This is a genomic window from Rickettsia hoogstraalii (genome assembly GCF_000825685.1).
Classification (GTDB): domain Bacteria; phylum Pseudomonadota; class Alphaproteobacteria; order Rickettsiales; family Rickettsiaceae; genus Rickettsia; species Rickettsia hoogstraalii.
The window spans coordinates 880,442-895,513 of sequence record NZ_CCXM01000001.1; the positions used below are offsets into that span (position 1 = coordinate 880,442).

Sequence of the window (15,072 nt, forward strand, 5' to 3'; positions counted from 1 at the left end):
TTTCTTCGCAATGACGTTAAAAACTATCTCATACGAGGCAAGTACTAGTCATGAAATTATTTCCTCGTAGTATACTTATAACATTAGTATTAAGCTTTGCCCTAAATTTAGGGCTAGTTACTAAAACCCATGCCAAGGATACTCTTGATAGCATTGTAGATATTTTGAGTGGCTTAACTTGCGAAACCCAAGGCGTAGGCGATTTGCTGCGTACTGAATTTTCTCATACATGTATTGTTGCTCCGTTCTTTACTTTTGCGGTAATGAATCTTGTCTCTCCCGTTTTATACATGAATACGTTTTTAAAGCTTAAAATAAACGACAGTGATTTATTTAACGATAGTAATTTTGGAAATTTCCCCGGAGGTCAATGTACTCGTGAAAACAGAATTGATCCTAAAAATCCAGAATTACGCTTTGCTTTATGTAATAATGCTAAATTAATTGTATCTCGGGCAAAATCTGTTGCTGAATCGGCACTTGCTATTGCTAAAGCCGTCTTAACAGGGAGCGACCCTTGGGATGATATAAAGAAGGCGTGGGAAAATAAAAAAAAGGAATATCATATTCCATATAGTGGTAAGCCCGGTGATGACGGTTTTGCATTTGATGTGGGATTCCCTGTAATATATTGGAAAGTTATTCAAGATAAAGATAGAATATGTGTCTCAACAAAAGGATTTACAGGAGACGTCCCCGTCGGCTGTAAATATATGAAAGAGCCGTTTCCGAAATCCATGTATAATAGTTTTATGGATGTAGCAGATAAGGATTTTATTGAAGATCCTAAGGAAACGCCTACCGATCCTTTAGCTTTAGTTTCCTGTAGTGCAGCAGGTGGCGGATGTTATCAAAAAGCTTATAATGCTTCAAAAACTGCAGTAGTCATGACTTCTCCTCTTATAGAATGTATGAGGCAAATGATTGCTAGATTACTAATTAGTAAAGATGTTTGTAGTTTTGATAATGTAGAACAAGTGGTTAATTTGGCTTCAAGGCAAGATAGTGCATTATTTCAGTTCCAAGTAGGAATGTATAAAATAGTTACGGCTTTTCTAACTTTATATGTTATGTTTTTTGGCTTTAAACTATTACTTGCAGGTGAAGTACCGCCAAAAAGTGAGTATATAAATTTTATATTGAAAATGATATTCGTAACTTATTTTTCAATAGGAATTAATATAACCCCTGGTAATGGCTCTCCGTATGACCGACTAGACGGTATGATTCAGTGGGCGTTTCCTTTCTTACTTGACGGTATAAACGGTTTAGCAAGTTGGGTTATGAATGCTGCTCCGTCCGGTTTATGTAAATTTAACAACCTTTCTTATGACGGTACTGTTTCTTATATTGCATTATGGGATGCGTTAGATTGTAGGGTAGCTCATTATTTAGGGCTTGATATATTATCTACGTTACTTGTCGAAAATGCTTATCGAAGCCATGATTTTTTAAATTTTGATTTCTTTAGTTTTAGTGCTCCACCATATATTTATTTGCTAATTCCGGCGATAATCTCCGGTAATATGATGTTGGTGTCACTCGCTCTTTCTTATCCGTTACTTGTGATTTCGGTTGCTGCCTTTATGGTTAATGCAACGATTATGTGTATGATATCTATAGTAATACTCGGTATTTTAGCTCCTCTTTTTGTACCCATGTTTTTATTCACATATACACGAAATTATTTTGACAGCTGGGTTAAGCTGATGATTTCGTTCTTGCTACAGCCTATGGTGGTAGTTACTTTTATGATTACGATGTTTTCGGTATATGATTATGGTTTCTACGGTAAATGTCAATATAAGAGCAAGTTAATTCACAATAGTATAGAAAATCTTGCACAGAGCGGCGGTACTTCAAGTCGTGATGTTTTGATATTTTATATTAATAATGATTGGGATGATATATCACAATATCCTGATAAAGATGCCGTAGAAAGCTGTCAAAATAGTTTAGGTTATATGTTAAATAATCCTATTACCACGACATTTAACTTTGCAAAAGATAGTGTAAGTGAGATCGTCGATAGTAAACCGGGAGATACCCCTACCGATAAATTTCTTGCTAAATTCCAGTTTTTATCGGGAGTAGTTTTGGGACCCGGAATGTTTTTCATGTCTCCAAAAGTGCTTTTTGAGAAAATTAAAAATATTTTACTTGCATTAGTTACGGCATGTTTTACATTGTATTTGATGTATAATTTTAGTAGTCAGCTAGCTGAATTTGCTGCAGATATGACGGAAGGAGTAGCTCTTAATAATGTTGCTATAAAACCGCAAGCAATATTTAAGGTAGGTATGGCAGCCCTTGCTGCTGCGGGTGCGGCAACTAAGGGGGTCGATCAGATAGCAAGTAGAGGAGGAGTTGGTGATTTAAAAGCTGGTCAAGGTGGAGGAGTAAGTGATAATATTGCTACGAGCGGAGGCAGAGGAACAAATGATAATATTGCTGCAAGTGGAGGTACGTCGGCACCTACGGTAACAACACCGACAGCTTCGTCTTCTGTAGCAACTTCTAGCCCAAAAACAGTAAGTAGTGAAGCAAGATCAGATGTTGTTATTCCTCCTGCTCCTCCGGAAGCTGTTTCACCACCGCCTGCTAGTATTAGAACTTCTATTTCTACACCTGCACCGCAAAGTAATATTGAAACTGAAAGTGTTGGAAAAATCATAAGAGATAATAATCAAGAAAGTAAAAAAGAGATTGATAATACTCCGCCTCCACAGGAAAAAGTTGATAATGCAGCTCCACAAGAAAAAGTTGACAATACAAGTAAAGGTACGGGAGTAATTGATTATAGTTTTAACTTAAAGGAACATGAAAATCCAACGGGAGTAAAGCAAATACGGGAAAATGCAGAGATTCGGGATAAACGTGCAGAAGTAGAGAAAGCATGGAACGAATTAGTAGCAAGCGGCGGAGGAAGAATAAGAGATCAGCAAGGTGAAGAAACATCGGAGCGACGTGTGAATGCAGAAAAGAAATGGAATGAATTAGTCGATAGCGGTGTAGTAACTGAGATAAGAGAAAGAGATAATAGTGTAACTAATAAATTTGATAAATTAGCTGATGAACTTAATAAGTCAGAAAAAGCAAAGGTAGAAGAAAATAAAAATATAGAAAACGACAGAAAAGAAGATAATACTACTACGTCACCGCAAGAAAAAATTGACAGTACAAGTAGGGGTTCAGGAGTAATTGATTATAGTTTTAACTTAAAGGAACATGAAAATCCGACAGGAGTAAAACAGATACGGGAAAATGCAGAGATTCGAGATAAACGTGTAAAAGTAGAAACAGCATGGAATGAACTAGTAGCAAGCGGAGGAGGAAGAATAAGAGAACAAGAAGGAGGAGAAGTATCAGAACGACGTGCAAATGCTGAAAAGACATGGGATGAGTTAGTAAAAAGCGGCGTAGTAACAGAAAAAAAAGATAATAGTTCTAATGAAAACTCTTAAAACCTTAAAGATATTTATTATAGTTTGTATAGCGTCTGTAAGCTTAGCTAGCTTTGCCGGCTTTGGAGAATCATGTTCTAGTTTACCGACTACTTCAGATGGGTATTTAGAAACGGACACGGCATATGGCTATATAATTCGTAATATTGATATGAAAGATCCGAGAGGTAATTGTAACTCAGTTGCGTCTAGTATAACGTTTTGTTTTAAAAATGTAGAAGGTAGTAGTAGCCCTTGCACCATATATAATTTAAATGAAGGTGACTCTAAGAAGATTAGTGATTTAAGTACTGATAATAATCCTGATCTTGGAGCAAATCCTATATTAAAGAATATCGTTTTAACGGTTAAAAAATGGGATAATGATCTATGTTTAGTTATGCCTACGTCAAGAGGACCGATGCCGGTAGCATGTAAATCTTTAAGTGCTACTCCGCCGTCTACTCCGCCTGATGATGAAAATTGTAATATAGGAAAAAGTTGCTATACGGGAGCAAATTATAGTCAATCGTTAATTAATTTTTCCGGTCTTGCAGTTCAGTGTTTGAGCGAAACGCTTAATAAAATATTTTTTGCCGGGAATGGTTGTAGCTCTCAAGATCAAAATTCTAGAATAACTAATCTTGCTGCTTTTTCTACGTTTCAAGGTTATTTAAAGAGAATTATAGGTGCGGCATTAATTCTTTATACTATGTTTTTTGCCGTTAATATGGCTCTAAATAAAGAATATGCAAGTACTGAAAAAATAGCTCTTTTTGTAATAAAGTTCTTATTTGTTACCTATTTTTCTATCGGTCTTGGACCTTTAGATTTTAGCGGCGGTCAGCCGACAAAAGAAAACGGTATGTTAAAATATGGATTACCTATTTTGACGGGAGCAGCACCGGACTTTGCACAGATGATCTTTAATGCAGCAGGTTCTAGAGGATTATGTCAATTTGATAATTCAAAGTATAAGGACGGTTATAAATTTTACGGTTTATGGGATGCAATTGATTGCCGTATAGGTTATTATCTTGGCTTGGATTTACTTTATAATATAGATAAGAATGGAGTTTTAGGGAATTCAGTCGGTAATGGTCCCGGCGGTAATAATACACCTATACCTAATTTTGATCCTGACGGCAAAAAAGACAGACCGAAAGATTTAAGTAAAGCAGGAGCACTTAGATTTTTTACCGTTATGTTTGGATTCTTTATGGCCGGAAACGTTATTATACTTGCAGCAGGTTTAGTATTTTCTGTAATATTTTTATCTATACTTTTATATTTTATTACGCATTATTTAGTTTGCATGATTACTATTTACGTTATGACATATATTTCTCCTATATTCATTCCTATGGCTCTATTTACTTGTACAAAAGCTTATTTTGACGGGTGGTTAAAAGTATGTATTTCATGTGCATTGCAGCCGGCAGTAGTAGCAGGTTTTATAGCTTTATTAATAACTATGTATGATTCTGCAATATTTAAAAATTGCGAATTTCTTAGATATGATTATGAAAAAGGGGATATTAGATTTAGCACTTTTGAGTTAAGGCTCCCTAACGGCGGAGCAGATAAATGTCAGGAAAGTTTTGGATATAAAATGTTACAATATTATGCAGGTGAAGGTTGGGAAGAGCATTTATTGATACTTTTCCCAATAAAATCAATTGTTAGAGATGTTGTATCTATTTTAGCGGAACTTTTGTGCGTATTAGTATTTTCGGTTATTTTTTATTACTTCTCTAAATCTATAGGGCGATTTGCTTCTGATTTAACTAATGGTCCTAATATGGATGCAGTAACGGCAAGTCCAACTAAAATTGTTGATTTAGTAAAGAAAGGAGCAGCTTTCCTTAAGGATGCGGCCATGGCTTCACAAGGTAAGCCGCCGGTAGGAGATAAGCCGAATGTTGGAGGTAAACGTAAAGAGGGAGAGCAGCAAGGCGGGGATTCAGAAAGCGGTGCAGGCGGAGGTAAATAATAGAATATGCAGAGTAACTTATTAAAAGTTTTAGGAGTACTCGCTATAGTAGCAACGTTAGTTTGCTTTATTTTTGCAGCACTTGGTATGATAGGAGCAGTAAAAGTCGGTGACGGCTGCTACATGAGATATGCTCCGGACGGTAAAGGAGGGTCGGATTCAATAACCGGTACTATAACCCTTAATGCTAATGCTAATTATGTAAACACTTCTAAGATGTTGCCCGACGGCACGACTCAGCTTATTCCTGATCCTAATCGTTACGGTGAATGGTTAAATACTCAGGTGCTAGTAGAGAACAATCAACCGGTGAATTTACAAGTGGTCGGTCAGGTTAGTTTGTGTTTAGCTTATGTACCAAAGGATAATGTACAATTTACTGAAAGTACAAGACCTGGTAAATCTAATTTAGACGATAAAGGTAACATGATTCCGATTCCTCGTATTACCGATACAAATAATCCGCCTGTTTCTCTAATAATGGATGCAAAAAATAATGAATGGCGTAATATTGCTGAATTATACGCCAATGATAGAGTTTTAGTTTCTATATCTCCTAATTTTGCCAATACGGATGCGACAGTTGAGGATGCTTTTAAAGATGATAAGGTTACGAAAGATTGTTCACAAGGTAAAACTTCTTATGAGCCGATTTGTGGAAAATATTCTATTTATTCCGGTAAATATGTTAATGCTTGCGAACTGAAGCAAAATTATTGGCAAGGTAATAAGCATCGGGAAAAATGTTATTGTATTTTTGGATGTATTCATCAAGAAAATGTTACACAGTTGGTATGTGAGTATGCTAATGCCATTTCTCGTTGTTGCCTTGGTTTTATATGTGACTCCTTACCTGCTTGGATAAATCACGAGGGCGACATGCCGGAGGCTTATAAAGATGACGGTAGTTTTACCTTTAGCTGGTCGAATAATTCCGGTAATTTATTTATTGATTATGCGGGACTTCAATGTTCTAATAACGCCAATATTCCTCCAAACGGTAAATGTCCTGATAGTGTCGAGAATCGTAGTCCTAAGGATAAAGATTATATTGGAGGTGTAAATTGTACTTCAGGAATATGTAAGGATGGAGATTTTCAAAAGAATCGAAGATTTTGGTATACGGCGGACGGTAAAGGAGGCAAAGGACCAACTGGATTAATATATCAAATGAATGATGCGGGTTCTGTAAGTCAAGCTCTGCCTTCTAAGCTAGAATTTGCTGAGTTTGTTGCAGAGACAGATCAACCGCCTGACTATAAAGATAAAGACGGTAAATATTTATATAAAGTTATATATAATAGACCTTTTAACAGTAATATTGAAAAAAGCTATTTACAATATAGGCTTTGGTATCCCGCCTCACAAGATGCTAGTAAGAATACGGGAGGATATGTTTTAAATATTAAACAGACTAAATGTTATAGAGAGAACGGTAATAGTTTTAACGATACTTTTGATGATCGGGGACGAGTGCAATACATAATAGTAAAGCCTTCGGAAAACCCGAATACTAGCGGTAAAACTTATTCACCTCAAGGAATTAACGTTGATAGTGAAGGTAAATATAACTTTAACGCGAATGAGGCGGGTTATATATGGATGAAAATTCTAAATGATCCTAATAATAATTTAAGGGATTATAAAGATAGTGAAGGTAGCTATAAAGTACATTTCTCAACATCCTTAAAAGTAGGAAGTTTTACTATTAAAGTAATGAATCCGTTACTTCAGTTATTTAAAACTAAAGTACAAAGGGCTGCTACTTCTATTTTTAAAAATATGGTATGTTATAAAGCTAATGATAGCTCGTCCTGTACTAACTTTTTTACCTATATTAAAGCAATTTTAATTCTATATGTGATGACTTACGGAGCAATGTTTTTGCTTGGTTTTGCTAAGATAAACCAAAAAGAGCTAGTAACTAGAATAGCAAAAATCGGGGTAGTTAGCGGACTTATGAACGGTAATACTTTTGAATTTTTCAATAACTATCTTTTTGATGCAATTACCAATTTTTCAGACGCAATTATTGCTAATATGAGTGGATATAGTTTGTTTACTTCTACTAATACTATTTCTAATCCTTTCATGTTTTTAGATGCAGTAATGAGTAAAATATTTTTTAGTCAAACCTTTATCGCTCAATTACTTTCACTTCTTTCTCTTGGGCTTAGCGGTATTATATATTTTATAATTACTTTTATTGCGGTTGGTATAGTAATTATTACGGCACTTAGAGCTGTTGCCGTTTATATTATGGCATTTATGGCAACTTGTATATTAATCGGTATAGCCCCTTTATTTATTAGTTTCTTATTATTTGATTTTACTAGGTATTTATTTGATAATTGGGTGAGGTTTACGATCCGCTATATGATAGAACCGGTAGTTATGATGGCAGGTATTATAGTGCTAACCCAGCTATTTACCATTTATCTAGATTTTGTTTTAGGTTATAGCGTTTGTTGGAAATGTGCTTTACCGATAAAAATTCCGTTTATCGGTACTATTTTACCTATTGCATTGCTGAATGTACCTATCTTCTGTATTAATTGGTTTGCCCCTTGGGGAATGGATTATATGTCGGGTATGATGGGAGTAAATATGCAAAATATCGTAGCTCTAGTTATTATTGCTTATGGTATGTATGGTTATGTCGAATTTTCAGGGCGTATGGTAGCAAAATTAACTAGTGCTGTTGGACCTTCGGCTACTGAAATTGGTGGTAGAATGTCTCATGATGCAGGACAAAAAGCATTAAGTCCAATAGGAATGGATGATAAAACAAGACAAGGTATTATCGGCAGAGCGGAAGCACGATTAAAACAACGCAGTAAGACATTAGACCAGGCTGAGAAAAATAGGAAAAATACGCCAAAAGAAGGGGGCGAGAAGACAAATGAAGAACCGCCTAAACCTGAAACATCGAAATAGATGGTGAATCGAAAATCGCCATTGCGAGTGGGTATTAGTGTTGTTGCATTGCTAGTTTTATGTCATTCCCGCTTCCGTGGGGATGACATCGAGTGCATTTTTCAAGCCATGCAACAATGCCTTTGGTTGCTGGGTTGTTGCATGGATACCCGAATCGTCATTGCGAGGAGCGAAGCGACGTGACAATCCAGAAAAATAATTAAAAAAATTCTGTAAATCAGAATTTTTTACTGGATTGCTTCGTCGAATTACTGCGTAATTCTTCTCGCAATGACGGGAAACCGAGCCATGCAACAACGCCTTTGGTCGCTCGCAATGACAAAAAATAAAAACCACGGTATGACGTGTTGGATAACAATTTAAAATTATGAAAATTCTTAAGAGTTTAATTTTATTAGTTTTGTTTATGGCGATGCCAGCTAAAGCTGATGATGCTTTTTCATGGATGTCAACCAGTTTTGGTGGGTTAAAAAGCTTATTCGGTTGTTTAGAAGTGCCTGAATTTACAAGTTTTAAAGAGGGTAATATAGGAATTAGTTTATCTACAGCCGGAACTTGGCAATCAACAGGTAATACTGTTGAGAAAGGTAAATTGTTAAAAATAAACTGGTCTACTTCAGGTATTACTCCTGAACCTAGAAAATATCTAGTATTATATAGAATTGATCCAAGGTTTAGTACGCCGCAAGTTTTCATTAAAACTTATAAATATGCTGAATCAAAGTTTGAAGCTTTAGGATTTCCTCGTTTTGTTACGGACAATAACAATGCAACACCTGGGGCTATACCGCCTGATAAAGACCTTGATGCACTTTCATTTACTAAAATGTCTGATTCTGTTAAATATTTTAACTATTCTAACGGTAATTCGAGAATTGAAGTTAAGGCCGGCGATGTAGTAAATATTAGTTTGGTTGGTAAAGATAATTTTTTTAGCCCTAATACTCTAGATAATATTTTAACGCAGGAACTTGATAGTTCGATATTCGCTGCTTCTGCACTTTATACTCAAAGTAACCTTGGAAAATTTGATAATAGAATAATTTACTCATCTGCAAAGGAGGTATGTGATCTTATAGATGCTTCAAGAGATCCTGATAAACCAAGCGGGTGTAGCGGTACTGGCTCAGCTACAAAATATAAAAGTATAAATAGTAACGAAGCATTAGTCGGCAAACCTATGATAACGAGAGCGGTACAGAATTTCATGGGCTTAATTAATTCTTGTCCTGCTAATGCCGGTATAAATACTAGCCCTGCTTGCTATTACGATCAAGGTAGAGGGATGATAATTAAAGTAGGCGGGCAGGTTATTAAGGAACGAGATCAGAGTTTTGTAAATTCAGACAGCACTCAAAGTAGCTTTATATATTATCAAGCCACTAGCGGCGGTACTATGGATTTTACTAGCGATTGGCAAGTTAATAACATGTTTAGTAATTCAGTTTTAATGAGTGATTGGAGCCGAAATTTTTCAAATTATGCTAATTTTGTAGATTATATAAATAAGAATGATTGGTCAGCTAATTTTTTATATTTCGGTCGTTATTCGATGATTGTTGAAATAGGTAATGGGGCAAATTCAATTAGTCCGGGTGATCAGCAAAATATAAGTTTAGAATATTTAATAACATCTGATGGTACGTTACCTGATCCATCTGTTCGTGGTACGCTGGTAGATTATAACTTTGCGGCTGATGCACCGCAAGATGGATATTTATGGTTAAGGGTGGTAAATCCTAATAGTGATATACAAGGGGTGGTTAGTGTAAATTATGCTAATTATACCGGTACAACTTGGTTTTCTGATATAATATATAATGGTGCTATTAAACCTATTACCGATCAGTTTAGAACTTTTAGTCAAAACTTTTATATTAAGTTAGTTAAAAATTCTGCAGTGCAGAATATAGCTAAAGCTGCATTAACCCTTTATGTTACTATATTTGGGCTAATGTTCGTTGCGGGAGCATTAAAATTAACTGCCGTAGAAGTAATAACACGTATATGCAAAATAGCTATAGTAGCTTTTTTAATTAGAGAAGAAAGTTGGAGCTTCTTTAATACATACTTCTTTAGTGCATTTACTGACGGTATTGATTTCTTTGTAACTAACGTAGTAGGTGCTACAAGCTCTAGATCTAATATTTTTGGTTTTATTGATCCTATATTTGATAAATATACTAACGGTAGGATTTGGGGATTACTATTTATTGAATTATTACAAATACATAATGGTTTAGCATTTATCGCTATTATAACCATTTATTCACTTATTACTTATTTTAGAGCTATTTTAGAAGTCATAATAGGCTATGTTATTGCATTCATAGGGGTAACTGTTATGATTTCATTAGCACCGTTTTTCATAATATTAATGTTATTTGAAAAAACTAAAAGTTTATTTGATAATTGGATATCGACATTGCTTAGCTATGTAGTGCAGCCGACAATATTATTGATTTTCTTTTTATTGATAGATCAGGTTTTATCTGAGCAGCTTTTAAAAGTAGTAGTTAGAGCCTGTTGGGATACTCTGATACCAATAAAAATAGGGCTTGATTTAACAAATCTTGGTATTCCGATTAATTTCTCTTTTACATTACCGTTCTTACCAGGAATACCTTTCTATGTACCGGATGTACCGGAAATTAGTAGCTCGAATATTCTAACGAACAACGCTAATACTTTCTTAGTATTATTTACTACGGCTTTATTAGTTTATTCATATTGCTTGATGTCATATGGTTTAGTAACTTTTGTAAATATAGTAGTCGGAATGCTTACAAATGTTACACCGGCACGAATATCAGGAAATTATCAAGAACGCTCTGATCCTGTGGGAGCCGTTATGCAGGATATAGGTTCGGTAACAAAACCGATTAAAAAGGCTGCAATGGCTCCGGCTAGAGTTTTCAAAGATAAGATAATTGATCAAAATTATAAAGCTAGAAAACCGGAAGGAGGTGGTGAATTTACAAATAAATTCCTTGCCGAGCGTAATGATGTACCGAAGAAAGAGGAAGAGAGAAAGTAACAAAATTATTTTAGTGTCATCCCACGACTTAAAAATCGTCATTGCGAGCAGCCGTAGGATGGTACGGCAATCTCATGAAATAATAACAAATTCCTGAGATTGCTTCGTCAAAACTTACAGTTTTTCCTCGCAATGACGGTGAAATTGAGACATATAGAAATAACTTAAAATGAACAAAAATATTTTTATTACATTATTAATATCGCTATTGCTGCTTTCCGGTTGTACCGGCGATACTTGTATTGACCCTGATGATTTCGGTTTTATCAAATTCAATGTCTCTTCTAGATATAATCCGGAAGAAATTACTTCAAGACAGGAAGGTGATCAGGTAACACCATGGCGTGATAGTGCTTATAAAGTAAACGGTTATCCTTTAACCGTTATGGTAAGACCGTGGAGTTATATACTTGGTGATAAAAATACTTCAGGTCAGTTATCTGCATGGTGTCCATGGTATGGTCAAAAAAATAACACAACTACTTTGGCTGCTTTTTGCGTTAAGCTACAACCGTGTACTTTTTGGGATAATGCTAGACTTGATATGTGTACTCCTAATCCCGCAAATCAAAATGATGCAATGATTAGTAATCCTCCATGTATAATGACAGACGGTGTCGGGCTTTATTTTCTTATTGCCGCTAAAAATACCGATCCCAATATTTCACCGGACTCACAGCGTAAACCGCAAGGTATAACTCAGCATTTAGGAGAGCTTACTTCGAGTGTAGGCTATGAATTTTATAGTATTAGTAGTACAGGACAATTCTTGAAAGCCGGCGGTATAAATTATCAATATAAAGGTGAAGATAAGTCAAAATATGCTCAATCTCCTCTTTATTTTAAGATTATAGATAAATTTTATGATGATAATAGCGGGCAATATAGATTAGTAATAAAGTCCGGAGTTACTGATACTAGACCCGATCCGCTACAATTTTTAACGGATTTAATAAAAGGAGTATTATTTGGTAAGGATGGGATTGTAAAGAAAACTTATCAACAAATAATTGATACGCCGGGTTATAGGATGAGTGTCTCGGCTATTTTAACTCTATATATAATGTTTACGGGCTTTTCCTTTTTAATAGGTAATATAAACCTTACTCATGTCGAACTTATAGTTAGAATATTAAAAGTTAGTATAGTCTCAATATTATTAAGTACGGATAAAGCTTGGACATTTTTTCATGATTATTTATTCGTATTTTTTATTGACGGGGTTCAGCAAATACTGCAAATAATTAATGAAGCTGCGGCTACCGGTCCCGGTTCTCAAAGTTTGCTGGGGTTACTTATTTCTCCTCAAACTTTATCTAAATTATTTTCTTTACTATTTGTTGATTGGCTTGGTTTTATATATATCATTCTATATTTAATAGCCCTATATTTTATTTTCTTTCTTATATTTAAAGCTACTATTATCTATCTAACCGCTCTTATAACTATCGGTATGATTATAATTATGGGACCGATATTTATTTGTTTCATGTTGTTTAATATAACTCGTTCGTTATTTGAGAATTGGTTAAGACAATTAATATCATATGCATTACAGCCTATAATTTTATTTGCCGGTATCGCTTTTATTTCAATGATCATCAGAACCGAAATATATTCAACGCTTGGTTTTGGGGTATGTAAACATGATTTTCCTAATTTAGGTCCGATAAATGAAATATTCGGTAGTTTTCTTGAGGATATAGATCCAAGCCTTGGTAATTCAATATTTTATTGGTGGTTCCCTGTACCAATGAAAGGAGGTATAAATAATTTCCACAAAGCAAAGATATTAGTTCCCGAAGATCATATAATGGTAGATGATTCTTGTAAGAATGACCCTGATAAATGTAAGCATTGTGCTGCGTATGAGTGTATAGATGAACGCTATATTGAATTACCGTTTTTAGATTTAGTTAAAGATGCAAAAAGGATTAGTAATTTTATAAACGGGAAATTTGTCCAACTTGATGGGATATTACTAATTTTTGTGTCTATTTATTTGCTAAGTAAATTTAACGATACTGCTATATCGACGGCACAATTTATTGCCGGTACCTCAGGTAATTTAACAGACATACAAAAAGTTAATCAGCAATCTTATGAATCTGCAGCGAAGCAAATGAATAGACCGCTAAGTTATGTGGCTAAGACGGTAAGTGCACCTGTAACTAGCCGTGTAAGTGCAAGGAAAGAGCAAGCTAGTATGTTCTTTGCCGAGAAATTTGAAAATATGATGATGGGAAGGCTTGAAAAGCAAGCTCTCGGTTCTTCAGCAAACAAAGCCGTACAAAATGAGGTTAAGAGAAAATACGGTATAGATTCTAAAGATGTAAAAATGAATGCTATTACTGATTATGAAAACGGTATTTCAGGATTGTTAAAGAATTTACCTAAAGGGAATGAATTAAAAGCAAAAGAACTATCGAAAATGAAATTTACTCAGCTTCGAGATAAAATTGCTGCAAATAAATATGGAGTGAAAGATTACGCCGCTTTAAGTAAAGAACAAAAAACAGAGCTTGATAAGTCCTTAAAAGATGCTAACTTACGTGAACTCGCTAGCGATGCGAACTTTACTAAAGATTATCAAGATGCTTATAAATATGCTCACCAAGAAATGTCAGGGCGAGGTGTCGGTCTGTTCGGTAAGAATATAAAACCGCTTAGAAGTTGGCAAGAGATGGAGCATCGTGTTGATACAAAACGTAAATTAAAAGAAGAAAGGCGTGTAGGTATAGGTGAAAAACTCTATGCCGGTTATACGGGAATAAAAAGAGGAGCTTTAACTGCAATAGTCGGTAAAGATTTACGTGATGCTTATGAGGGTAATCTAACCAGTGCCGAATGGCATGATTTTGAATATAACGATCCAAGGCTTAGAACTTATAGCGAAAAATTAAAAGATGATGAAAAAGCACGGGAACGTGAAGAACTCCAAATGCATATTAATAAGGAAACGTTAGCTGCTCAAGCAGATATATTATCACCGGAATATCTAGCAAGACTAGAAAAAGCAGGAAGACAAAGCGATGTGGAATATTATCAAGAATTAGCTCAAAGAAAGCTCATTCATGAGGTGCGTGGTAGGTTATTCGAGGAAGGTGAGCCGGTAATGATGGGCGACAGATTTATGCGTGAGAAAGCTACTGATTCTCAGATGCGAGATATGATAGATAACGCCCATAGAAAACATGCAGAATTTATAGAGGAAGATCGATATACTCGTCGCCAAGAGCATTATGATATTATGCACGAGAAAGCTGAAAGAAATTTAGAACAAACTTATAAAGAGCTTAAAGATCATTTCAAAAGAGATGATATCAACATTGAGGAAATGCCGGCATTAATAGCACAAAAGATCAAAGATACTGAGCAGGGACCTGAAGTAGACGCAAAGATTACGGAAGAGCTTAATAACTTTAATGCTGATGTTAAAAATTATGAATATAGTACTGAAGTATTAAATAAAATAGAGGATAGAAAGCAAGCTATTACCGATGAAGTCAATGCTCAGATCGATCAGATTAATAAATATAGGGAAAATGCCAAAATGGAAAAATATGTGAGACCAATAGTAAATGAAGGCAGAAAACTAAGAAAATTAGAAGATCATTTAAGAAATATGAATTAGTAAAAGATATATATTTAGAATAGTTGTT

6 protein-coding genes are annotated in these 15,072 nt (G+C 34.9%); 5 read left to right on the forward strand and 1 reads right to left on the reverse strand.

Annotated elements, in window-relative coordinates:
- The first annotated feature begins 50 nt into the window (after nucleotides 1-50).
- From BN1174_RS04660 to BN1174_RS04670, 3 genes are read left to right on the forward strand one after another with little or no spacing between them, the layout of a single operon-like run.
- Nucleotides 51-3,464, forward strand: coding sequence for a TrbL/VirB6 family protein (locus tag BN1174_RS04660; protein WP_040256887.1), 3,414 nt, complete (start codon nucleotides 51-53; stop codon nucleotides 3,462-3,464).
- Nucleotides 3,451-5,436, forward strand: coding sequence for a TrbL/VirB6 family protein (locus BN1174_RS04665; RefSeq protein ID WP_040256889.1), 1,986 nt, complete (start codon nucleotides 3,451-3,453; stop codon nucleotides 5,434-5,436). Before BN1174_RS04660 ends, BN1174_RS04665 begins: the two co-directional genes overlap by 14 nt.
- Nucleotides 5,437-5,442: 6 nt before the next feature.
- A complete protein-coding gene (locus BN1174_RS04670; RefSeq protein ID WP_040256891.1) occupies nucleotides 5,443-8,373 on the forward strand; it encodes a TrbL/VirB6 family protein in 2,931 nt (976 codons plus the stop codon).
- 57 nt (nucleotides 8,374-8,430) lie between these two features.
- Here BN1174_RS04670 and BN1174_RS11755 read toward each other — a convergent pair whose 3' ends face one another.
- Complete coding sequence (locus tag BN1174_RS11755; protein ID WP_231555802.1) at nucleotides 8,431-8,709, reverse strand: hypothetical protein; 279 nt, start codon at nucleotides 8,707-8,709, stop codon at nucleotides 8,431-8,433.
- Nucleotides 8,710-8,740: 31 nt separating this feature from the next.
- Between BN1174_RS11755 and BN1174_RS04675 the strand changes: the two genes are divergently transcribed.
- Complete coding sequence (locus BN1174_RS04675) at nucleotides 8,741-11,410, forward strand: TrbL/VirB6 family protein (RefSeq protein WP_040256893.1); 2,670 nt, start codon at nucleotides 8,741-8,743, stop codon at nucleotides 11,408-11,410.
- A 169-nt stretch (nucleotides 11,411-11,579) separates the two neighbouring features.
- Nucleotides 11,580-15,044: a TrbL/VirB6 family protein gene (locus BN1174_RS04680; protein ID WP_040256895.1), complete on the forward strand. Its 3,465-nt coding sequence runs from the start codon at nucleotides 11,580-11,582 to the stop codon at nucleotides 15,042-15,044.
- Nucleotides 15,045-15,072: the final 28 nt, after the last annotated feature.